Raw genomic sequence first — 22,872 nt, forward strand, 5'->3', positions numbered from 1 at the left:
GCGCACCGACGCCGGCGTCGGCGGGACATTTCGTCAGCGCATTTATGCTGTGGTGCAAAATCGACGCCGCCGCATGTTGTTGTTTTGCGACCGCTCCCTCGTCCCATCCGACCGCTTTTCTCCTGCGGAAACGTATCCAGTCGTGCCGCCCCCGCCTTCCGATTTGGTGTACGATGCATCCTCTTTTCGTTTAGATAACATTATCGACTGCGCTATGCTTTTTCCCGGCAGGTCCGCCCAATCCTCCAGTTCGTTCGACTGGTCCACTTCCCGGCTCGGCGATCCGCAGCAGTGGCCACCGGCGCTCCGGCTGGCCGCCGACTTCATGTTCAACACCCCGCTGCCGCTGCTGCTCGTGTGGGGACGCGACATGACGGTCCTGTTCAACGATGCGTACGGCGCGCTGGCCGGCCCCGCGTACGGACGGGTTCCGGGCGGGAACGTGCCCCCGGTGATGCCGCCGCCGCTGGCGGTCGGGGGCACCGAACTGGAGCGGGCGTGGGACGGCGAAGCCACCTGCGCGGCCGATCGCGACCTCGCGTTCGCGGGCAGCGTGGGCGGCGGCCGCTACGACGTGCACTTCACGCCCGTACGCGCGGACGACGGCAACGTGGCCGGTGTGCTGTGCGCTCTGGCGCCCGCCCCGGCCCCGGCGGAAACGGATCTGGACGAAGCGGGCGGCCCCATGCGCATCCTCGTCGTCGAGGACAACGTCGATTCGCAATACCTCGTGTGCGAGATGCTGCGCGCCTTCGGCCACGAGGCGGACGGCGTCGGCCATCCCCACGACGCGCTGGCGCGGCTGGCGGCCGGCCGCTACGACGTGTTGTTCACGGACGTCAGCCTGCCCGGCATGTCCGGCGTGGAACTGGCGCGCCAGGCCGTCGCGCAGGCACCCGACATGCGCGTCATCTTCGCGTCGGGCTACGGCGACACGCTGCTGCGCCACGTCGAATTCCCCTACCTGTCGCTGCAGAAGCCCTACGAGCTCGACCAGCTCCAGCAGGCCCTCGACAAGGTGGCGCACCCGCTGCCGGCGCGCACCTGACCGATGCGGCAAAGGTGTGCAACGCCAGGCCCGGGCTGGGCTAGAATCGATGTACGGCTCGTGACGCGCCGTGGACCGACATGCCCGCACGTTCCGCGCGGCCCGACGGTCCTGCGCGCAGAGGCCGGACCAATGATCGAATTCGAGCCCACCGGCAACGCATCCCGCCCTTCCGAGCCAGGCGCGCTCGGCCTGGCGCCGTCCTCGGTGATCTCGCTGGGAGGCGTACGGTGAACGACGAGCGCGACGAGTTGCGGCAGCCTCCGGCGCAGCCCACTGCCGCCGCGCCCGCTGTTGCCTCCGATCCGGCCACGGCCGCGCGCGAACTGCAGGAAGCGCGCGCCGCGCTTGGCCTGGCCAATGCGCGCATGGAAAACATGCTCGAGAGCCTGACCGACGGCTTCTGCGCCGTCGATCATCATTGGCGCATCATGTTCATCAACGGGCGCGCGCTGGAAATGCTCGCGCCGCTGCAAAAGACCCGCCCCAGCCTCATCGGCCACGACCTGTGGGCCACGTTCCCCGAGCTGCGCGGCAGCATGCTGGAAACCGTGTACCGGCGCGCGATGGTCAGCCGCGAGACGGCGATCCAGGAATTCTTCTGGCCCGCGCTGAAGCGCTGGTTCGAAGTGCGCGCCCATCCGTCGCCGGACGGCCTCACCTTGTACTTCCAGGACATCGACCGGCGCAAGGCCGATCAGCAGGCCCTGCAGCAAGGCAACAGCCGCCTGCAGGTGGCACTGGCCGCGGGCCGCCTGGGCGACTGGCGCTGGGACGCCAGCACCGACCGCGTGATGCTGGGTGAACGGGCGGCCGCCATCTTCGGCCTGCCCGCCGAGCAGCCGCTCGCGTGGAGCGAACTGCGCGCCCGCCTCGACCCCGGCGACCGCGAAAGCGTGCGCCGCGCCGTGCTGCAGGCGTTTGCCGGCCACAGCGACCTCGAACTCGAATGCCGCCTGCCGGGCCCGAACGGTGAACCGCGCTGGGTGGCGCTCGTCGGCCGCGCCGATTACGCCGACCCCGTGCGGCGCGACGGCGTCCTGGGCATGACGGGCGTCGTGCAGGACATCACCGCGCGCCGCAGCGCCGCCGACGCCTTGCGCCAGAGCGAGGAAGTGCTGCGTGCCCTCGCCAACACGATCCCGCAGCTGGCCTGGATGGCCCAGTCCGACGGCGCCATCGTCTGGTTCAACGAACGCTGGTTCGAATACACCGGCACGACACCGGACCAGGTCGTCGGCTGGGGCTGGCAAACGACCGTGGAACCCAGCGTGCTGCCGGCCGTGCTGGAACGCTGGAATACCAGCATCAAGACCGGCAACCCGTGCGAGATGGAATACCCGATCCGCAGCGGCGACGGCACGTACCGCTGGTTCCTGACGCGCGTGAATCCCGTGCGCGACCGCCACGGCAAGGTGTTGCGCTGGTTCGGGACGAACACGGACGTGGACGAGGTCAAGCGCGCCGAGCAGGCGCTGCGCGACGAATCGCACGTGCTCGAACTGCTCAACAGCACGGGCAGCGCGCTCACGTCCACGCGCGACCTGCGCTCGCTGCTGCAGGTCGCCACGGACGCCGCCACCGGCATCGCCGGGGCGCGCCAGGGCGCGTTCCTGTACCTGGGCCGCGACGACGGCATCGACGGCGACGGCAAGGGCGGCAGCCTGTTCACCTTGTACACCGTGTCGGGCGGCAGCCCGGCCGGCATCGAGGCGTTCGGCGCGGCGGGCCCCAGCGGACTGTTCGGGCCGGGCCTGGCCGACCGCCCCGCCGGCCTCTTGCGCTCGGACGACGTAACGCACGACCCGCGCTTCCGCGAGGCGAAGCCGTTCGGCCTGCCCGCCAGCCACCCGGCCGTGCGCAGCTATCTGGCCGTCCCCGTGGTCGCCCACTCCGGCGAATTGCTGGGCACGATGTTCTTCGGCCACCCGGAACCGGGCGTGTTCGGCGAACGCACGGAGCGCATCGTGAGCGGCATCGCTGCGCAAGCCGCCGTCGCCATCGACAACGTGCGGCTGTACGAAGCGGCGCAGCGATCGGCCGAGGAACGCAAGATCCTGCTGGAGAGCGAACGCCAGGCGCGCGCCGAGGCCGAGCGCACGAGCCAGATGAAGGACGAATTCCTCGCCACCTTGTCGCACGAGCTGCGCACCCCGCTGTCGGCGATCCTCGGCTGGGCGCAGGTGCTCCGCCGCGGCAGCCGCGACCAGAACGACCTGCAGAAAGGCCTGCAGACGATCGAACGCAATGCCCGCGCGCAGGCCCAGTTGATCGAAGACCTGCTCGACATGAGCCGCATCACGTCCGGCAAGGTGTTGCTCGACATGCAGTCGGTGGCACCGGCCGGCTTCATCGACGCCGCCATCGAGACCGTCCGCCCCGCCGCCGACGCGAAGAACATCCGCATCGAGAAGCATTACGCCGCCGACCCCGGCCTCGTCGCCGGCGATCCGGCCCGGCTGCAACAGGTCGTGTGGAATCTGCTGTCGAACGCGATCAAGTTCACGCCGCGCGACGGCCTCGTCAGCATCGACCTGGACCGCAACGACACGAGCGTCGTCATCACCGTGCGCGATAACGGCGCCGGCATCCGGCCGGAATTCATCACCCACGTATTCGAACGCTTCCGCCAGGCCGACGCGTCGATGACGCGGCGCCACGGCGGCCTCGGCCTGGGTCTCGCGATCGTGAAGCACCTGATCGAGCAGCACGGCGGCACGGTGCGCGCGGAAAGCGCCGGCGAAGGCAATGGCGCCACGTTCACGATCGAATTGCCGCTCGCGAAGCAGCAGCCGGGGCCGTCCGCGCGCAACGCCCGCAGCGCCATGATCCTGCCGACGCCGGCCACGCCGGAAATGACGGTGCTCGACCTGTCCGGCGTCAACGTGCTCGTCGTCGACGACGACCGCGATGCGCGCGAACTGATCAAGCGCATCCTGAGCGATTGCGGCGCGTCCGTGCGCATGGCCGCGAGCGCCCGCGACGCGTTCGCGCTGTTCAAGGAGCGCGCGCCCGACCTCCTGATCAGCGACCTGGGCATGCCGGAAGTGGACGGGTTCGAGCTGCTCGACTGGGTGCGCCACCTGGGGCGCGAGCAAGGCAGCCACGTGCCGGCCATCGCCTTGACGGCGTTCGCCCGCTCGGAAGACCGGTTGAGTGCGCTGGAAGCTGGGTTCTCCGCGCATATTTCCAAACCGGTCGAGCCGAGTGAACTAATTGCAACAGTTGCATCGGTCGTCGGCCCGTCCGGCCCCCTCGCGAATCGTGCTGCCGCATCCGCTGCGGGCAGAAATGGCGTACGCTAGCGTCATGGAAAATAGTGAATAATGTTCCTACCCACGCACGCGGCGCTGTCCTACAAGAAATTCTTTGGGGTTTTGCTAGACTTAGGAATGTTGCGCTAGAGTCGGTTTAACGTTGAGAAATCAGCGGTGCCGGCCTTGATTTGATGAGATTACGCATGCCCAGCCGACAAGACATCCTGAACGCGAAGATCCTGGTCGTAGACGATTCCCCCGACAATATCGAGTTGATGGAAGAGATATTGCGCGAGGAAGGCTACACCGACGGCAGTTCGACGATGCTGCCGGAACAAGTATGCCCGCTGCATCGCGAACACAACTACGACCTGATCCTGCTCGACCTGCAAATGCCCGGCCTGAACGGGTTCCAGGTCATGAAGGGCCTGAAGGAAATCGAACAGGGCGGCTACCTGCCCGTGCTCGCCCTGACGGCGCAGCCTAGCTTCAAGATCGCCGCGCTGGAAGCGGGCGCCCGCGACTTCATCAGCAAGCCGTTCGACTTGCTGGAGGTGCACAAGCGCATCCACAACATGCTGGAAGTGCGCCTGCTGTACAAGGAGCTGGCGCAGTACAGCCGCGCCCAGCAGGAACTGGCGCTGCACGACGCTCTCACCGGCCTGCCGAACCGCCGCCTGCTGGAAGACCGTATCGAGACGGCGCTGCAGCACGCCAACCGCAACCACCACAAGGCCGCGGTGATGTACCTCGACCTGGACGGCTTCAAGGCCATCAACGACACGTACGGCCACGCCTACGGCGACGAGATCCTCAAAATGGTGTCGCAACGCCTGCTGTCGAATTCGCGCAAGGAAGACACGGTGGCGCGCCTCGGCGGCGACGAGTTCATCGTCCTGCTGGCCGACGTGCACAGCCTGGCCGATGCGCAAGGGCCGGCCGCCAAGCTCGTCGAAGCGTTGTCCGAGCCGTTCTTCATCAACGACCTCACCCTGCAGCTGTCGACGAGCATCGGCATCAGCCTGTATCCGGACGATGCGGAGAATGTCGTCGACCTGATCAGCATCGCCGACTACGCGCTGTACGAAGCCAAGCGCGCCGGCAAGAACCGCTATTGCGCCAATGGCAGCGCCGCGCGCCAGGCCGCGCTGGCCGTCAAGCCGACCATCGCGCCACCGGCGCCCGCGCCGGCCGTCGTGCCGTCGCCGGAACTGGCGCAGCATCGCTGACGGCGCCGCTCCCGCTCGCGAACAGGGCTGCCTCGGCAGCCCTTTTTCATGCTTTTAACGTTGTTGCCTGTTGGGTATTAGCAACGCATTTTTGTTGCTGAAAACATACGGCATGTACCGGCCGGTGCCCGACCGGGCGCCGTACGTACGCCGGCGCGGCCGCCTTGCCCTCACACCCCGACTGTTACACGGTTAGACCGAACCGACCACTATGCACGAGCGCGCCATGACATGGCAAATATCATTTATGTAACTAATTTATCTGTTTTTCAAATAAATCGGCGGTAATCTTTCCCAAATCCTTTTGCTGTTAGGATGCATATTCTTTGCTAAATCACAAAGAAACAAAAACGAGAGAGTTTCGATTATTGCAACGTCGACTGACATCCAGCTCCAACAAAGGAAGAGATGCGTAACATGCCCGTACGTCCCAACAGACTGTTTGCCCGCACCCTGCTCGCCGCCGCGGTGACGAGCGCTTTCCCCCTGTACGCCCTGGCCGACGAGCCGGACCAGGCGACGGCACAGGAATCCACGGCCAAGCCGGCCCAGCAGCTGGAAACGGTGATCGTGACCGCCCAGCGCCGCGCCGAGAACCTCAAGGACGTGCCGATGTCGGTCACCGCGATCAAGGGCGACAAGCTCGACGTGCTGACGTCCGGCGGCGCCGACATCCGCTTCCTGGCCGGCCGCTCGCCGTCGCTGAACGTCGAGTCCGACTACGGCCGCTCGTTCCCGCGCTTCTACATCCGCGGCCAGGGCAATACCGACTTCGACCTGAACGCGTCGCAGCCGGTAGGCCTCGTCGTCGACGACATCGTGCAGGAAAGCCCCATGCTGAAGGGTTTCCCCGTGTTCGACGTGGACCAGGTCGAAGTGCTGCGCGGCCCGCAGGGCACGCTGTTCGGCCGTAACTCCCCGGCCGGCGTGATCAAGTTCGACTCCGCGAAACCTGTATTCAAGACGGAAGGCTATGCCGTCCTCGGCGCCGGCAACTACGGCACCGTGAACGCGGAAGGCGCGTACAACATGCCGCTGTCGGACACGATGGCCCTGCGCGTCTCCCTGCAGTCGCAGCACCGCAACGACCGCGTACACAACCCGCAGCCGAACGCGTACACGAAGGACTTCGAAGGCTACGACGACAACGCCGCCCGCGTGCAACTGCTGGTCAAGCCGACGCGCGACTTCTCGGCCCTCTTCAACGTGCATGCGCGCGACATGAAGGGCAATGCGACGTTGTTCCGCGCCAACATCATCAAGAAGGGCACGAACGACCTCGTCGACGGCTTCGACTACGGCAGCTACCCGACCGACGGCGGCAACAACCAGACCTTGCGCACGAGCGGCGCCAACCTGCGCCTGCGCTGGGACCTGGACGGCATGACCCTGCACTCGATCACGGGTTACGAGCACGCCTATTTCTACAGCCGCGGCGACGTCGACGGCGGCGTGGGCGCCGTGTATGCGCCGCCGATGGGCCCGAACTATCCGGGCCAGCCGGCATTCATCCCCTTCACGGTCGAGACGGCCGACCTGCTGCCGGAACACCACCAATATACGCAGGAAGTCCGCCTCGAATCGAACACGAAGGATCCGCTGCAGTGGATGGCCGGCGTGTTCTACTTCGACGAGCACATCCGCATCGATTCCATCAGCTTCAACACGCTGGCTCCGGGCAATCCGCAGAACGCCGCCTACGCGACGCAGACCCAGGATGCCAAGTCGTCGGCCGTGTTCGGCACGTTGACCTACAAGCTGTCCGACCAGCTGAAGGTCCGCGGTGGCCTGCGCTACACGAGCGACAAGAAGGACTTCGTGGCCCAGCGCTTCGAACCGCCGCAGACGAGCGGCCCGCTGCCGCTGCACAGCGATTCGCACAACATCAGCTGGGACGGTTCCGCCACCTATGCGCTGGACGCCGACACGAATTTGTTCGCACGCGTCGCCACCGGCTACCGCGCACCGTCGATGCAGGGCCGCCTGAACGGCTTGGCCGACAAGCCGTCGATGGCCGGCGCCGAGAAAGCGCTGTCGTATGAAGCGGGCATCAAGGCCGACTTGCTGGATCGCCGCGCGCGCGTGTCCGCGACCGCGTTCCAGTACCGAGTGAAGGACAAGCAGCTGACGGCCGGCAGCGGCACGATCAACATGAACCAGCTGATCAACGCGGACAAGGTCACGGGCCAGGGCGTGGAACTGGACATGCAGGCGATCCTGTCGGACGACTGGCGCGCGAGCCTCGGTGCCAGCTACAACGACACCGAGATCAAGGACGCGAACCTGTTCGTGCAGACCTGCGGCAACCAGCCCAACACGAACGGCGTGAACGGCTGCACCCCGACCGGCACGCCGGGCCCGTTCCCGTACACGCAGAAGCTGAACGGCCTGCCGCTGCCGCGTTCGCCGAAATGGCAGACCAACTTCACGCTGCGCTATTCGCACGCGCTGGCCGACGGCGAGCTGTACGCGCTCACGGACTGGTCATACCGCACCGAGTACAACATGTTCCTGTACGAAGCGAAGGAATACCGTGCGAAGGCCCTGCTGGAAGGCGGGCTGCGCGTCGGCTACAAGTGGGACAACGGCAAGTATGAAGTCGCCGCGTTCGCCCGCAACATCACCAACCGCATCCAGGTGGTGGCCGCGATCGACTTCGACAACCTGACCGGCATCGTCAACGAACCGCGCAACATCGGCGCGCAGTTCCGTGTGAACTTCTAAACCCGTTCACCGCGCACGAAGCACCGCGGGCCCGCGCCGGAGCATATCCGGACGGGCCCGCAGCCGTTAACGTGTCGTTGCGGGCGCCTCGCCCGGCAATGCTTCCCGCGCGGGATCAGGCCGCGCCGGCCGTCTTTTCGCCGCCCGGGCCCAGCGCCCGGCAGCCGATCGCCTGCTCGTTGTGCGCCTCGATCGCGGCGGCGTTCTGGTGGTCGGAACTCGCGTCCACTTTTTCCGGCGGCACCTCGATGCGGGTGATGCTGGACGTGACGGAGACGGGGTCGCTGGCCGGGAACGTCATTTCCACGGCGTCGTCCAGCAGCGTCTCCTTGGCGACGGCTTCGCGCGGCTCGGTCTCGGCGCTGGCCATCGTCCGGATCGCGCGCGCCCACTTGACCAGCTTCAGGTCGGCCAGCTCGGCGATGGTATTGATACCGAACGCATCACGCAGCGCGTCGGCCTGCTGCTGGGTGACATGGCGCAGCGCCGTCACCGGCTCGTTGACCAGTTCGCGGAAACATTTATCGTGATGGGTGTCGTTGACGATGATCTGGATGTTCATGTCGGTCCTTTCAAGTTGGCGCCTGTCTTCCGAACCCACTATCGCATACGGTCTTGCCACGGTATGTGCGGCAGCGAACGATGCCCTGACGGTTGCCGCGCACGATTGATTTTTGGCCCCGGCCGGGCCATGCTATCATGACGAATTGCAACAGTTTTTATTAACTTATTTTGCAAAGCGGCATGCTCTGTTATTCTGAAGAGCTTGTAAATCGTGTACCGACCCGTACGAACGCCGTGTCCAACATCGACAAACCGAAGATTCTCGTCGTCAACGACGATGCCGCCAGCCTGCTTGCATTGACGAGCCTCCTGGAGCAATGGGCCGACGAAAGCAATTACGAAGTCTTGTCCGCGCGCTCCGGGCAGGACGCGCTGCGCGAAGTGCTGCGCCACGATTTCGCCGTGATCCTGCTGGACGTGAACATGCCCGGCATGGACGGCTTCGAGACGGCCGAGGCGATCCACCAGCGCCCTCGCTCGGCCGACATCCCGATCATTTTCGTGACGGCCTTCCTGGCCGACGAGATCGACCGCCTGAAGGCCTACCAGCGCGGCGCCGCCGATTTCCTGTTCACGCCCGTCATCCCGCAGGTGTTGCGCGCCAAGGTGCAGGTGTTCGTCGCGCTGGCAATGAAGAACGACCAGCTCAAGCGCCAGGCCGAGAAACTGTCGCAGCGCACGACCGAACTCATCGCAACCAATAAGCGCCTCGTGCGCGAGATGGAAGAGCGCCGCGCGGCCGAACGCACGAGCAGCGCGAAGGACGAATTCCTCGCGATGCTGGGCCATGAATTGCGCAATCCGCTGTCCGCCATCAGCAGCGCGTCGTCGCTGCTGGGCATGCCGGGTGTCGGGCCCGATTCCGTCGGCCGCGCGCGCGTCATCATCCAGCGCCAGAGCCAGCACCTGTCGCGCATCGTCGACGACCTGCTCGACCTGTCGCGCGCCATGTCGGGCAAGATCCTACTGTCGCGCAAGCGCCTCGACATCGCGACGCTCGTATCGAGCTGCCTCGACACGTTCCGCGCCACGGGCCGCACGAATGGCTACGACATCGATGCGCAACTGACGCCGGGCTGGGTCGACGGCGATGCGACGCGGCTGGAACAGATCGCGACGAATCTCATCGACAACGCGCTCAAGTACACGCCGGCCGGCGGGCGCATCGAGATCACCGTCGCGGCGATCGGCACCGAGGTCGTGCTGCGCGTCAGCGATTCCGGCGTGGGCATCGCGCCCGACCTCCTGCCGCACGTGTTCGACGTGTTCGTGCAGGGCGCGATCTCGATCGACCGCTCGCAGGGCGGCCTGGGCATCGGCCTGTCGCTCGTGCGGCGGCTCGTCGAGCTGCATGGCGGCACGGTGAGCGCGAGCAGCCCCGGCAACAGCAGCGGCAGTACGTTCGAGATCCGCCTGCCGCGCACGGAAGCCGCCGCGTCCGCGGACGCGCCCGCGCCGGAAGCGGCGCTCGAGGCCGGCAAGCCCACTGTGCTGCTGATCGAGGACAACGACGACGGCCGCGAAATGATGGCCACGATGCTGGGTACGTTCGGCTACCCCGTGCTGCAGGCCGGCGACGGGCTGGAAGGCGTGCGCATGGCGTGCGCCCACGTGCCGGACGTCGCCCTCGTCGACATCGGGCTGCCCGGCATCGACGGCTACGAAGTGGCGCGCCGCCTGCGCCAGGAAGCGGCGACGAGCGGCGTGCGCCTGATCGCGCTGACGGGATACGGCCTGGCGGAAGACCAGCGCCGCGTGCTGGAAGCGGGCTTCGACACGCACCTCGTCAAGCCCGTCGAACTGAATACCCTCCTCGACCAGCTGGCCAGCGTGACGGCCCGTCCGACCGGTCAGGGGTTGCCGTTGGCCCAGCCGGCAGCTGCCGGCTGAGCAGTCCCGGGCTTACAGCGTATCCATCAATTCCTGCTTGCGCATGGCCATTTCCTGGCCCAGCGCGAGCAGGTCGAGGCCGCTCTTCTTCACTTTCGGGAACATTTCCTTTTCTTCTTCCTCGACGTGGTGGTCGATCTGCTCGCCGAGCACCTTCACCTTCGCATCGAACAGCTCGTCGTCCGGCTCCATTTCCTGCAGTTGCTGGATGAGGTCCTTCGCCGCGGCGTGCTCGACGGTGGCCTCGTCGACCATGTCCTCGCCGTCCTCGATCTGTTCGCGCACGGCCGGATAAAAAATTTCTTCCTCGATCGTCGTGTGCGCGATCAGTGCCTTGCAGATTTTTTCCTTCAGCTTTTCCTTGCTCGCGCGGGCGCGGTCGCCCAACTGCTCGAACTGCTCGAACATGTCGTGGACTTCGCGGTGGTCCGCTGTCAGCAGGGCGATGGCGTCCTGGCGCGCGGCCATGGCGTTCGACTGGGTGCCGGACTGGGTGCCGGATTGCGATCTCGTGCTCATGTGTATCTCCTTGCGTGGGGGTTGTCAGCCTTCAGCATCGCTCGAAATGCAACATCGGACTGTACGGGAACTCACAAAGACGATTCCTGCGCCGTCTTGGCGCAAGCTGTTGTATCATCCAGAGAAACATAAATTGGTTGCTTCCATGAAAGTCTCTCATCCGCCGGATTCCGGAGAAGACAGCCAGCATGCGGCGCGCGCCGCCGAGCTGGCCGAACTCCTGGCCCACCTGACGACCTGCTGGGACGAAGAGCGGCGCCAGCTGGCGCGCCGGCTGCACGACAGTCTCGGTTCGTCGATGACGGCGCTGACGATGCACCTCGGCCTGTTGTCGCAACACTTGCACGAACAGCCGCAGCGTGACCGCGCCGCGCAGATGAAGCAACTGCTCAACAACATCATCGAGACCAACCGCAAGATGCAGTTGGCGCTCTGGAACGACAAGCTGGAATTCCTCGGCCCCAAGGCCGCCATTGCGGAACTCGTGCAGGACTGGGGCCGCGAGCACGGCATCAAGGCTCGCGCCAGCATGCCCGACGACGATCCCGACTACACGCGCGCCCAGGGCGTCGCGCTGCTGCGCTGCGCCGAGGAAGGCTTGCGCAACGTCGCCAAGCACGCGCAGGCGACGTCCGTCGACGTCATCCTCGACGACGATGGCGACCAGGCCATGCTGACCGTCCGCGACAATGGCGTCGGCCCCGGCACAGGCGGCGCCATGCCCGTGAGCTGCCACGGCTTGCGCATGCTGCGCGAACGGGCACGCGTGCTGAACGGCACGCTCACGCTGACCCCCGGCCCGGACGGTACAGGGACGGCGCTGACCTTGATCCTGCCGAAACAGACCGCCTGAACGCGGGCCGCCTGAACGGCCGCGCCGTCGCGCCGGCTCAATGCAGCTTCACGATGGGCGTCGTCCTGCGAATCAGGAAGCGCCCCAGCGCCATCAGCCCGGTGCGTAACCCGCCCAGTACGGCCTGGTGATGCATCAGGTGCAGGCTCATGTACATGATGCGGGCCATGAACCCTTCCACGAACAGGCTCGCGCCGCGCAGCGACCCCATCAGGTTGCCGACCGTCGTCTCGCGGCCGATCGACACGAGCGAGCCATAGTCGCGGTAGACGTACGGGTCCTTCCGGGGCGGCCCGCCGGCGGCCTGGGCAACGAATTCCTTGACGAGGTAGTCGGCCTGCTGGTGCGCGGCCTGGGCGCGGGGCGGGACGTGAGTGCCGTTGCCGTCCGTGCAGGCGGCGCAATCGCCCAGCGCGTACACGTCCGGTACGCCCGGCACGCGCAGGTGCGCGTCGACCTCGATCTGGCCACCCTTCGCGAGCGGCAGGCCGAGTGAGCCTAAAAATTCGGGCGCGCGGATGCCGGCCGCCCACACGCACAGGTCGGCCGGGTAGACGTTGCCCTGGTTGTCGCTGACCTGTTTCTTGTCGATGCGGCTCACGCGACAGTCCGGCACGACGCGGATGGCACGCTGGTCGAGCAGGCGCGCGGCCGCCGTCGACACGCGCTCCGGCAACGGCGCGAGGATCCGCGGCGCGCCTTCGAGCAAGGTGATGCGCACGTCGCGCCGCACGTGCAGCCGGCGGAAGCCGTACGCGGCATAGGCCCCGGACGCTTCGCGCAATTCCGCCGCCAGCTCGACGCCTGTCGCGCCGCCGCCGATGATGACGATGTCGAGGCCGGAGTCGGCCGCGCCGTCCTCCTTCTGCTGCTCGACCTGGGCGAGCAGGCGCAACAGGCGCAGGCGGAACCGCTCCGCGTCCTCGGTGGCATTCAGGGAAATGGTGTGTTCGCGCGCGCCAGGCACGCCGAAATAATTCGACGTGCTGCCGACGGCGATCACGAGGGAACGGTAGCCGAGCGTGCGTTCGGGCAGCACTTCTTCGCCGTCACCCGGGGCCGTCACGGGCGCGATCGTGATGTGCCGCGCCGCCGCGTCGAGCGCCGTCATGGCGCCGTACACGAAAGAAAAACCGCGATCGTGCGCGAGCATCTGGTACGACAGGCCTTCCTGGTGGATGTCCAGCGTGCCCGCCGCCACCTCGTGCAGCGACGGCTTCCACACGTGGTACAGCCGGCTGTCGACGAGGGTCACCTTGTCCGGCCCCAGTTTGCGGCCCAGCTTGCAGGCGAGCTCCAGCCCGCCCGCACCGCCGCCCACGATCACGATATCGCTCTGCAATCCTGCCTCCGTCGGTCGCGCCCGCTGTCGGGCAAACGGAAACAGTCTACTACGGGGCGCTTGAAGCGCCCGTCACGGATCAGTCGCGGTCGTGACCGTGGCCGTGTCCGTGTCCGTGACCATGGCCCTCGCCGTGGCCTTCGCCGTGGCCGCGGCCATGCTCCCAGCCTTCGCGGCCCGGACCGTCACGGTATTCGACGCGCTCGACGACGCGCGGCGCGCGGTATTCCTCGCGGTAGCCGACATGCTCGCGGTAGCGCGGCACGTACGTGTTCGTGTACCACTCGTCGCGCACGAACAGCACCGGACGGCCGCAGGCGCCGTAGCGGCCGCAGAACTTGGCCCAGTGCTTGCGGTGGCCCGGCGGTACGCGCAGATACACGGGTTCCGCGATGTACTGCGGCGCCGGCGTGATGATCACCGGCTGCGGCGCGTACACGACGGGACGGGGCACGTAGTCGCCGATGTCGATGCGGCCGTAGAAGCCGGGCTGGCCGACGCTGACGGAGACGTTGGTCTGGGCCAGCGCGGGGTACGCGGCGGCGCACAGGACTGCGCCGAAGATCAGGGATTTCATAGGATGACCTCGTTATGGTTTTATATGCACAGTAGTTTATCAAACGAAACGTTGCGCCCGATTGCCTGCAACAGATGCTTACATTGTCACGACGCGGGAAAACGACAAACGCGGCGATGGGTCTCGGTTGCCGTTTCTGAACCGCCGCGAGCGGCGCGCCGCCTGCGGCCGCGTTGGGCTAAGCTGGCGCCAAAGGAGAGCGTCATGAAACATCGTGCACGCTGGAGCCTGCTCCTGCTGGCCTGCCTCATGCTGGTGGCCTGCCAGGACAGGCGCGAACCGGTGAAACCCACCGTCACCGTGGCCGCAGCCACTGCCGCCATCGCCGGCTGACGCGCCACGCGCGGCCAGCCGCCCTCTTCCGGCCCCGTCCGCGTGCCGGCGCCCTCGTTCAGCCGTTCGCAGGCGCTTTACCGCCGCGCCGCCCAGCGGTTAGAATCCACCCTGCCATAAGGCAACGCTAGGGGTCCTGCAGCCGCACACGCGGCCCGCGGGTGAGACACACCCTTCGAACCTGATCTGGGTAATGCCAGCGAAGGGAAGCATGCGGACACCGGTCGCGTACCGGGTCCGGCCCTCCCTTGCCGGCTCCACCCGTCACCGAGACGTCAACGAGGAGCGGCATGCAGCACCACCCGGTTTCCCGCATTTCCATGTACCCAGCCGCGGCGGTACGACCATGAACGTCATCGTCCTCGGTGCCGGCGTCGTCGGCACCGCCTCCGCCTGGTACCTGGCCGAAGCTGGCCACGACGTCACCGTCATCGAACGCCAGCCCGGCCCCGCCCAGGAAACGAGTTTCGCGAACGGTTGCCAGATTTCCGTGTCGCATGCGGAGCCGTGGGCCACGCCGGCCGGCCTCGTCAAGGTGCTGCGGTCGCTGGGGCGCGAGGACGCCCCGCTGCTGTTCCGCCTGCGCGCCGATCCGCTGCAATGGCGCTGGTGCCTGCAATTCGTGCGCGAGTGCGCGCCCGGGCGCGTGGCCGCGAACCTGCGCAACATCGTCGCCCTGGCCGACTACAGCCGCCGCAGCCTGCAGGCGCTGCGCGCGCAGACGGGCATCGCCTACGACGATCTCACGCGCGGCATCCTGCATTTCTATACGGACGAACGGGAATTCGCGCACGCCAGCCGCGCCGCGGCCGCGATGCGCGAGCTGGGCTGCCCGCGCATGACGGTCGATGCCGACGAGGCCGTGCGCATCGAGCCGGCGCTGGCGTCCGTGCGGCGCCACCTCGTCGGCGCCGACTTCACGGCCAGCGACGAGTCCGGCGACGTCTACCGGTTCACGTCGCAACTGGCGGCGCGCGGCGCGGCAGCCGGCATCCGCTTCCTGTACAACACGACGGCGACGCGCCTGCGCGAAGCCGGCGGCGCAGTGGACGCCGTGGAAATCATCGATGATGCCGGCCGGCACCGGATGCTGGAGGCGGACGCCGTCGTCGTCGCCCTGGGCAGTTTTTCCGTGCAGCTGCTCGCGCCGCTGGGCATCCGGCTGATGATCTATCCGGGCAAGGGCTATTCCGCCACCTACCCCATCGTCGACCCGCATGCGGCGCCCACGGTCTCGCTGACGGACGACGGCCACAAGCTCGTGTTTTCCCGGCTGGGCGACCGCCTGCGCGTGGCCGGCACCTGCGAGCTGAACGGTTACACGCGCGACCTGAATCCCGTGCGCTGCGCCGCCATCACGCGCCGCGTGCGCGCGCTGTTCCCCGGTGCCTGCGACTACGACGATCCGGTGTACTGGGCGGGCCTGCGGCCGCTGACGCCGTCGAACGTCCCGTACGTGGGCCGCACGCGCCTGGCGAACCTGTACTTGAACACGGGGCACGGCACGCTGGGCTGGACGATGGGATGCGGCTCCGGAAAAGCCATCGCCGACATCGTCTCCGGACGCCGGCCGGAGGTGGATATCGCGTTTTTTGTGAACTAATGATTACCACATATTACATTCGGTAAATTTTACATCGCGCCACGAAGTTACAAGAAGCAAGATCCAAGGCTTTGATTTATATCAAATCGTATGTATTGGAACGCGACTTGCTTTTCACGTGAATTGCACCTGACCCAGGTGTATTTAGGAGCTAGCGTGATGAATCTACATTTCTGAAAGTGGCAGCCGCCGCCGCGATCCTGACCGGGGCGTCGCCGGCGTTCGCAGACCTCTTGTACGTCAACGGCGTGCAAGTGAAAGGGACGGGGCTCGGTGCCGTCTCGACCGTCGTGACCGTCCAGGACAACAATCGCCCCGGCGGTTCTGACAATGGCACCGAGTCCGGCTGCGTGACCTACTCCGGCAATCTGGCCAACGCGACGTACGACTGCCAGATGGGCTTGCAGGGTGGCGACAACACGGCCGGCAGCGCGGGCAACAACACCTACCTGCTCAGCAGCATCACCGGCCTGACCGACGCGAGCCATCTTGGCCTCGTCGTCAACGTCAGCGAAGGCGCCCCGGCCAATGACGCCACCCTCACCGACCTGTATCTGAGCTTGTACAACAAGACAAAGGGCACGACGGAGTACTTCGCCTATACGGGGCCGGACCTGATCCTCAAGGACAGCGACGGCGTGGGCGTGTCGGGCAAGCACCGCTTCGTCCTGGACAGCGCGCAGGGCCTGGCGGCCAAGGCGTTCTGTCCCGTACTGAGCGATTGCGTGGTCGGGGGCGGCGTGCAGTTCGCGTACGGCACCACCGAGGCGACGCCCGACACCGTGTACGTGGGCGCGTTCGAGCGCGAGTTGCCCGAACCGGCTTCGATCGCCCTGTTCGGCGCCGGCTTGCTCGCATTCCGCGCGAAGCGCCGCCAGGCAAAGAAGTAAGCAAGGCAGCACCTGCCTCCAGGCGCCGTCAGGGCATGTAGCTGACGGCGCCTGTCAACATTCCCCATCGCGCATTCGCGTCGCGCGGCGAGGCGGCACGACAGGTTACACTGTCGCCTTTTACACACGTCACCACCGCCATGTCGTTCGCTTCGCTCGGCCTGATCGACCAGATCACGCGCACCCTCGCCTCGCTCTCGTACCATACGCCCACCGCCGTCCAGGCGCAGGCCATTCCCGCCGTGCTGGCCGGCCGCGACGTCATGGCCGCCGCCCAGACGGGCACCGGCAAGACGGCCGGCTTCGTGCTGCCGCTGCTGCAGCGCCTCGTGATGGATGGCGGCCAGGTCGCGAGCAATGCGGCGCGATCGTTGATCCTCGTCCCCACGCGCGAACTGGCGGAGCAGGTGCATGAAAGCGTGCGGGCCTATGGCGCGGGCCTGCCGCTGCGCACGATGGTGGCGTACGGCGGCGTCAGCATCAATCCGCAGATGATGCGCCTGCGCAAGGGCGTCGACGTCCTCGTCGCGACGCCGGGGCGCCTTTTGGACCTGCAGCGCCAGAACGCCGTCCGTTTCAACCAGGTGCAGACGCTCGTCCTCGACGAGGCGGACCGCATGCTCGACCTCGGTTTTTCGCGCGACATCGACAACCTGCTCGCGCTGCTGCCGAAGCAGCGCCAGACCCTGCTGTTCTCGGCCACGTTCTCCGATCCGATCCGTGCGCTCGCCACGAAGCTGCTGCACGACCCCGTCGGCATCGAGGCGACGCCGCGCAACACGACGGTCAAGGCGATCCGCCAGTGGATCGTCCCCGTCGACAAGAAGCGCAAGCCCGAGCTGTTCCTGCACCTGCTGGCGCGCCACGACTGGCCGCAGGTGCTCGCGTTCGTCAAGACGCGCAAGGGCGTCGATCAGCTCGTCGACCTCCTGGCGGCGCGCGGCATCGCGGCCGACTCGATCCACGGCGACAAGCCGCAGCCCGCGCGCCTGCGCGCGCTCGACCGCTTCAAGGCGGGCGACGTGCGCGTCCTCGTCGCCACGGACGTCGCCGCGCGCGGCCTGGACATCGACGACCTGCCCGTCGTCGTCAACGTCGACCTCCCGATCGTCGCGGAAGACTATGTGCACCGCACGGGGCGCACGGGCCGCGCCGGCGCGTCGGGCGAGGCGGTGTCGCTCGTCTGCGCGGACGAGGTCCAGCAGCTCGCCGCGATCGAGGCGCTGACGCAGCAGGCGTTGACGCGCGAGGAGGAAGCGGGCTTCGAACCCGAGCACCGCGTGCCGCAGACGACGGCGTCCGGCGCCATCGTCAAGAAGCCGAAGAAACCGAAGAAACCGAAAGGCGCCAAGGACACGCGCGCCGATGCGCCCGTCGTGCAGGAAGACGTACGGTTCCGGCGCTGAGCCTCGTCACCGCAGATCCAGCCAGAACTTGCGCACGCCCTCGTCTTCGTCGACCGGCCCCACCGTGAACCCGAGCTTCTTGACGAGGCCGATGACGGGCGCGTTCTGCGGCAGCGCCTCGCCGACGATCTCGCGCGTGCCGCGCGCCCGGCAATAGGCGATCAGCTTGTTCATCAGCATGACGCCGAGGCCCTTGCCCTTCAGGTCGGAGCGCACGGTGACGGCGAATTCCGCGCTCATATTATCCGGGTCGGCCACGACGCGACTGACGGCCAGCGTTTCCGGATGGCCGTCCGGCCCGGTGCGCGTGGCGATGAAGGCCATCTCGCGGTCGTAGTCGATCTGCGTAAAGCGCGCCAGCTGCGCCGGCTGCAGCTCGCGCACGCGCACGAACATGCGGTAGCGCACGTCGTCCGGCGTGAGCGCGTTGAAGAACGCCACGTGCGCGGCGCCGTCCTCGGGGCGGATGGGGCGCAGCAGGATCGTCCCGCCCTGCCACGGCACCACTTCCTCCAGCTCGACCGGGTACGGACGGATCGCGAGGCGGTCGAGCGCATTGCCCGCGCGGTCGGGCGGCGCGACGCGCATGCGCGCGTCCAGCACGACGGCGCCGTTGCCATCGGCCAGCAGCGGATTGATGTCCAGCTCCACGATCTCCGGCACCTCGGCCACGAGGCGCGCCACCTGCACCAGCACGGCGGCGATCGCGTCCAGGTCGGCGGGCGGGTGGTTGCGGTAGCCTGCCAGCTGGCGCGCCACGCGTGTGCGCGAGATCAGGTCGCGCGCCAGCACCGTGTTCAGCGGCGGCAGCGCGACAGCGTGGTCGTTCACGGCTTCCACGGCAAGGCCGCCCTGCCCGAACAGGATCACGGGCCCGAACACGGGGTCGAGCGCGGCGCCCGCGATCAGCTCGTGCGCCTCCGGATTCCGGGCCATCGCCTGCACGATGAAGCCGTCCAGGCGCGCATCCGGCTTCAGTTCCGCAAGCCGCTTCGCCATCCGCTCCGTCGCGGCGCGCACGGCTTCCGGCGTGTCCAGGTCGAGCGAGACGCCGCCCACGTCGGACTTTTGCACGACGTCCGGCGACAGGATTTTCACCGCGACCGGATAGCCGATGTCGGTCGCCATCGCCACCGCGTCGTCCGGCGTGGCGGCGGCGCGCGTGGGCACGGTCGGGATGCCGTAGGCGTCCAGGATGGCCTTCGTGTCCGGGTCGTCCAGCAGGTAGCGGCCCGTACGGCGGCCCCGCTCCAGCGCGGCACGCACGAGGGTGCGCGCCCGTTGGCGATCCGGTTCGCCGTCGCCGATCGACGCCGGCACTTCCATCAGCAGTTGCTGGTTGCGGCGGAAGTGGACGATCTGCAGGAAGCCGTTCACCGCCGCTTCCGGCGTGCGGTAGGCGGGCATGCCGGCCTCGTACGCGATCGCACGCGCCTCGCCCACGGATTGCAGTCCGAGCCAGCATGCGAGCACGTTGCGCGACGACGCCTTCGCCAGCGGCGCCACGGCGCGCGCCACGTCGGCCGGATCGACGACGGCGTTCGGCGCGTGGATCATCACGACGCCATGCGCCTCGGGGTCGTGCAGCAGCACGTCGATCACGTCGCGGTAGCGCTCCGGCGGCGCGTCGCCGCGCAGGTTCAATTCGCCGCTGCCGCTCCACTCGGGCACGAGGTGGCGCAGCCTGGCTACCGTCTCCGCGGACAGCACGGCCTGGTGGCCGCCGCCGTATTGCAGCGCGTCCGCCGCGAGCACGACGGGCCCCGCGCCGTTGCCGATCAGCGCCAGCCGTTCGCCGAACAGGGGTTTCGCACGCGCCAAGGTCTCGACCGCGGCGAACAACTGGTCCGTCGTGTACACGCGCAGCATGCCGGCGCGGCGGATCGCGGCGTCGTACACGTCGTCCGGCCGCGCCAGCACGCCGGACAGGCAGGCGCCCGCGGTCGCCGCCTCGAGCGAGCGGCCCGCCTTCAGCATCAACGTGGGCTTGCTGCGGGCCGCCGCGCGCGCCGCCGACATGAATTTGCGGGCATAGCGCACGCTCTCCGCATGGACGAGGATCGCGGACGTGCCGGGGTCGCTGGCCAGGTAGTCGAGCACGTCGCCGAAGTCGACGTCGGCCGAATCGCCCAGCGCGAGGAACGTGGAAAAGCCGACGTTGCGCGTGCGCGCCCAATCGAGCACGCCCGCCATCAGCGCGCCCGATTCCGACACGAACGCGATCCGCCCCGGCGCCGCGCCGCCCACGGCGATGCTCGCGTTCAGCCCGATGCCGGGCGCCAGCAGGCCGGAACTGTTCGGGCCCAGGATGCGCAGCAGGTACGGGTTGGCGGCATCGAGCATCGCCTGCTTGATGCTGCGGCCGCGCAGGTCGCGCGCCGTCGACACGCCGGCGCTCATCACGATGGCGGCGCGCGTCCCCAGTTCGCCCAGGCGGCGCACGATGGCGGGGATCGTCGCCGGCGGCGTGCAGATGATCGCGAGGTCCGGCGCCTGCGGCAGATCGCCCACGTCGGCCCAGACCTGCAACCTGTCCAGCGTCTCGTACTTCGGATTCACGGGGTACAGCGCGCCCGTGAAGCCGCCTTCGCGCAGGTTGTGGAGCATGGTCGCGCCCACGCTGCCGGGGCGATTCGATGCGCCGACGAGGGCCACCGACCCCGGCGCAAACAGTTGCTTGAGATTACGTACGCTCATCGGCGCTCCCAGCCGTGCAAGCCGCCCGCGGCGGATTGGCTACACTTGGTTCGACATTCAATGACGACGACAGCCCATGACGGACACCGACAACGAACGAGACGCCGGCGACAGCGGCCACGAGGAAAGCGGATCGCGCAAGGTGATCTACGCGGCCGTCTTCGCCAACCTGGGCATCGCCGTCGCCAAGTTCACCGTGGCCGCCATCACGGGCAGCGCCGCCATGCTGGCCGAGGGCATCCACTCCGCCGTCGACACGGGCAACGAGCTCCTGCTGCTGATCGGCGAGCGCAACAGCGCCAAGCCCGCCGACAAGAGCCACCCGTTCGGCTACGGCAAGGCATTGTACTTCTGGGCGCTGCTCGTCGCGCTGTCCGTGTTCTCGCTGGGCGGCGGGCTGTCGATCTACCACGGCATCAGCGCCTGGCGCCACCCGGATCCGTTCGAAGACCCGCTGTGGAACTACGTCGTGCTGGCCGTCTCCGCGTGCTTCGAAGGCTATAGCTGGAACGTGTCGCGGCGCGCGTTGAACAAGCGGCGCAAGCCGGGCGCGTCGCTGTGGCAGACCGTCCATGCGAGCAAGGACGCGTCCGTGTTCACCGTCTTCATCGAAGACACGGCCGCATTGCTGGGCCTCGCCATCGCGGCCGTGGGCATCACGCTGGGCTGGCTGTTCGACAGCCCCTACTTCGACGCCGGCGCGTCGGTGATGATCGGCCTGCTGCTCGTGGGCGCCGCGTTCGCCCTCGCGCGCGAGACGGGCGCGCTGCTCGTGGGCGAAGGCATCGGCACGGACGCCACGCGGCGCGTGTGCCAGATCCTGCGCGACGACCCGTCGATCGAGGACGTCGGCAAGGTACTCAGCATGCAGCTGGGGCCGGACGAGGTGCTGTTGACGGCGGCCGTGCGGTTCAACCGCGGCATGCGCATCGACGAAGTGGAGGCCGCGATCGAACGGCTGGAGAACGCGGTGGCGGCCGCGTATCCGCCGATCCGCCACATCTATTTCGAATCGGGCGCGCTGCGCTCGGCGATGCGGTGACATCGTCCGCGCCCTAGTCCGCGGACGCCGCGGGCAGTGCGCGAAACCGCGCCGAGCGGGCCTCGAACTCGCGCAGCAGGCCCGCGACGACGGCCGCCGTATGCGCCCGCAGCGCCTCCGGATCGGCGTCGGAGCCGGCCGCGGCCCGCAGCGCGGCGCATTCCTCCAGCTGTGCCAGCGCCACGACGACGTCGGCGCGGCCCGGTTCTGCGCAGGCGCTGGAAAAATACGGGCGGCAGCGCCGGTCGAGCGCGAACGTGCCCTGCACCAGGCGATCGACGCCCATGTCGAAGATCACCCGGTCGATGACGTGCGCGGCACGTTCGCCCACCTGGCGCCGGCTGCGCATGGTCCGCCTCGCAAACAAGTGCCTCAAGATGCCCATGCTGCGTCGCCCCTTTCTTCGTTGTCGACATGCTACCACGCGCGTCCGGCGCGGCGCGTCGGCATGGCGGCACCATGCTAGAATCGCGGCGTGAATACCGTCCTGCGCTCGCTGTTCGTGTGGTTGTTGTTGCTGGCCCTGCCCGTCCAGGGCGTGGCGGCGGCGGCACGCATGCTGCCGCACGTGGCCGCCCCGGCCGCCATGACAGCCCCGCAGCATTGCCACGACACCGCACCGGCCGCATGTGCCGCGAAGGCCGCAGGCGAGCATCATCCCGACAAGCACCACGGTGCCTGCGCCGACTGCTGCATCGCCGCCGCGCCGGTGCCGGCGCGGTTCGTCCCGCCGGCATGCGCGCCCCCATCGGTCGCCATCCCCTTCCGCGCCGGCCACCTGCCCAGCGTCGACCTGTCGCTGCCGGAACGTCCTCCCCGCCACCTCGTCGCCTGAATTGCAATCCGCCGCCCCGCGCACCATGCGCGGCGGCGTCCTTCACGCATTCGAACGAGACGA

At 67.7% G+C, this 22,872-nt stretch carries 18 protein-coding genes and 1 riboswitch; of the genes, 12 read left to right on the plus strand and 6 right to left on the minus strand.

The window, feature by feature from the left end:
• Nucleotides 1-214 precede the first annotated feature (214 nt).
• From NX784_RS26275 to NX784_RS26290, 4 genes are all read left to right on the plus strand, one after another.
• Entirely contained in the window at nucleotides 215-1,048 is an 834-nt protein-coding gene (locus tag NX784_RS26275) for a response regulator (protein ID WP_258819630.1), read from the plus strand.
• Nucleotides 1,049-1,278: 230 nt separating this feature from the next.
• The gene (locus NX784_RS26280) at nucleotides 1,279-4,353 is read left to right on the plus strand and encodes a hybrid sensor histidine kinase/response regulator (protein ID WP_258819631.1); all 3,075 of its coding nucleotides are present in this window, start codon (nucleotides 1,279-1,281) and stop codon (nucleotides 4,351-4,353) included.
• A gap of 155 nt (nucleotides 4,354-4,508) precedes the next feature.
• Entirely contained in the window at nucleotides 4,509-5,534 is a 1,026-nt protein-coding gene (locus NX784_RS26285) for a GGDEF domain-containing response regulator (RefSeq protein WP_258819632.1), read from the plus strand.
• A 417-nt stretch (nucleotides 5,535-5,951) separates the two neighbouring features.
• Nucleotides 5,952-8,258, plus strand: coding sequence for a TonB-dependent receptor (locus tag NX784_RS26290; protein WP_258819633.1), 2,307 nt, complete (start codon nucleotides 5,952-5,954; stop codon nucleotides 8,256-8,258).
• A gap of 115 nt (nucleotides 8,259-8,373) precedes the next feature.
• On the opposite strand, the gene NX784_RS26295 is transcribed toward NX784_RS26290, so the two are convergent.
• Nucleotides 8,374-8,820 (minus strand): hypothetical protein, encoded by a 447-nt coding sequence (locus NX784_RS26295; protein ID WP_229421059.1) that lies wholly within the window; start codon nucleotides 8,818-8,820, stop codon nucleotides 8,374-8,376.
• A gap of 236 nt (nucleotides 8,821-9,056) precedes the next feature.
• Between NX784_RS26295 and NX784_RS26300 the strand changes: the two genes are divergently transcribed.
• The gene (locus NX784_RS26300; RefSeq protein ID WP_258819634.1) at nucleotides 9,057-10,712 is read left to right on the plus strand and encodes a response regulator; all 1,656 of its coding nucleotides are present in this window, start codon (nucleotides 9,057-9,059) and stop codon (nucleotides 10,710-10,712) included.
• A gap of 12 nt (nucleotides 10,713-10,724) precedes the next feature.
• Here the strand turns inward: NX784_RS26300 and NX784_RS26305 are convergent, their stop codons facing one another.
• On the minus strand, nucleotides 10,725-11,231 hold the full coding sequence (locus NX784_RS26305) for a hemerythrin domain-containing protein (protein ID WP_370662977.1): 507 nt from the start codon (nucleotides 11,229-11,231) through the stop codon (nucleotides 10,725-10,727).
• Nucleotides 11,232-11,376: 145 nt separating this feature from the next.
• Between NX784_RS26305 and NX784_RS26310 the strand changes: the two genes are divergently transcribed.
• Complete coding sequence (locus NX784_RS26310; RefSeq protein ID WP_258819635.1) at nucleotides 11,377-12,084, plus strand: sensor histidine kinase; 708 nt, start codon at nucleotides 11,377-11,379, stop codon at nucleotides 12,082-12,084.
• Between the two features lie 37 nt (nucleotides 12,085-12,121).
• Here the strand turns inward: NX784_RS26310 and NX784_RS26315 are convergent, their stop codons facing one another.
• Together NX784_RS26315 and NX784_RS26320 are read right to left on the minus strand one after the other, a co-directional pair.
• Nucleotides 12,122-13,426 carry an NAD(P)/FAD-dependent oxidoreductase gene (locus NX784_RS26315; RefSeq protein ID WP_258819636.1) on the minus strand — a complete coding sequence of 435 codons (1,305 nt, stop codon included), beginning with the start codon at nucleotides 13,424-13,426 and terminating at the stop codon, nucleotides 12,122-12,124.
• Between the two features lie 79 nt (nucleotides 13,427-13,505).
• A complete protein-coding gene (locus NX784_RS26320) occupies nucleotides 13,506-14,003 on the minus strand; it encodes a hypothetical protein (RefSeq protein WP_258819637.1) in 498 nt (165 codons plus the stop codon).
• Nucleotides 14,004-14,207: 204 nt separating this feature from the next.
• Here NX784_RS26320 and NX784_RS26325 point away from each other — a divergent pair, with 204 nt between their 5' ends.
• The 4 genes from NX784_RS26325 (at nucleotide 14,208) to NX784_RS26340 (ending at nucleotide 18,235) form a co-directional block, all read left to right on the plus strand.
• Nucleotides 14,208-14,336 carry a hypothetical protein gene (locus tag NX784_RS26325; RefSeq protein ID WP_258819638.1) on the plus strand — a complete coding sequence of 43 codons (129 nt, stop codon included), beginning with the start codon at nucleotides 14,208-14,210 and terminating at the stop codon, nucleotides 14,334-14,336.
• 119 nt (nucleotides 14,337-14,455) lie between these two features.
• A riboswitch (TPP riboswitch) is annotated at nucleotides 14,456-14,561 on the plus strand.
• A gap of 121 nt (nucleotides 14,562-14,682) precedes the next feature.
• Nucleotides 14,683-15,939, plus strand: coding sequence for a D-amino acid dehydrogenase (locus NX784_RS26330; protein ID WP_258819639.1), 1,257 nt, complete (start codon nucleotides 14,683-14,685; stop codon nucleotides 15,937-15,939).
• Between the two features lie 179 nt (nucleotides 15,940-16,118).
• On the plus strand, nucleotides 16,119-16,829 hold the full coding sequence (locus NX784_RS26335; RefSeq protein ID WP_258819640.1) for a PEP-CTERM sorting domain-containing protein: 711 nt from the start codon (nucleotides 16,119-16,121) through the stop codon (nucleotides 16,827-16,829).
• A gap of 140 nt (nucleotides 16,830-16,969) precedes the next feature.
• A complete protein-coding gene (locus NX784_RS26340) occupies nucleotides 16,970-18,235 on the plus strand; it encodes a DEAD/DEAH box helicase (RefSeq protein WP_258819641.1) in 1,266 nt (421 codons plus the stop codon).
• A gap of 6 nt (nucleotides 18,236-18,241) precedes the next feature.
• On the opposite strand, the gene NX784_RS26345 is transcribed toward NX784_RS26340, so the two are convergent.
• Nucleotides 18,242-20,932, minus strand: coding sequence for a bifunctional acetate--CoA ligase family protein/GNAT family N-acetyltransferase (locus tag NX784_RS26345; protein ID WP_258819642.1), 2,691 nt, complete (start codon nucleotides 20,930-20,932; stop codon nucleotides 18,242-18,244).
• 76 nt (nucleotides 20,933-21,008) lie between these two features.
• On the opposite strand from NX784_RS26345, the gene NX784_RS26350 reads away from it, so the two are divergent.
• Entirely contained in the window at nucleotides 21,009-21,974 is a 966-nt protein-coding gene (locus NX784_RS26350; RefSeq protein ID WP_258819643.1) for a cation diffusion facilitator family transporter, read from the plus strand.
• Between the two features lie 13 nt (nucleotides 21,975-21,987).
• Here NX784_RS26350 and NX784_RS26355 read toward each other — a convergent pair whose 3' ends face one another.
• Nucleotides 21,988-22,323: a hypothetical protein gene (locus NX784_RS26355; protein ID WP_258819644.1), complete on the minus strand. Its 336-nt coding sequence runs from the start codon at nucleotides 22,321-22,323 to the stop codon at nucleotides 21,988-21,990.
• A gap of 126 nt (nucleotides 22,324-22,449) precedes the next feature.
• Between NX784_RS26355 and NX784_RS26360 the strand changes: the two genes are divergently transcribed.
• Nucleotides 22,450-22,809: a hypothetical protein gene (locus NX784_RS26360; protein ID WP_258819645.1), complete on the plus strand. Its 360-nt coding sequence runs from the start codon at nucleotides 22,450-22,452 to the stop codon at nucleotides 22,807-22,809.
• Nucleotides 22,810-22,872 lie beyond the last annotated feature (63 nt).

The organism is Massilia pinisoli (assembly GCF_024753285.1).
GTDB classification, from domain to species: Bacteria; Pseudomonadota; Gammaproteobacteria; order Burkholderiales; family Burkholderiaceae_D; genus Telluria; species Telluria pinisoli.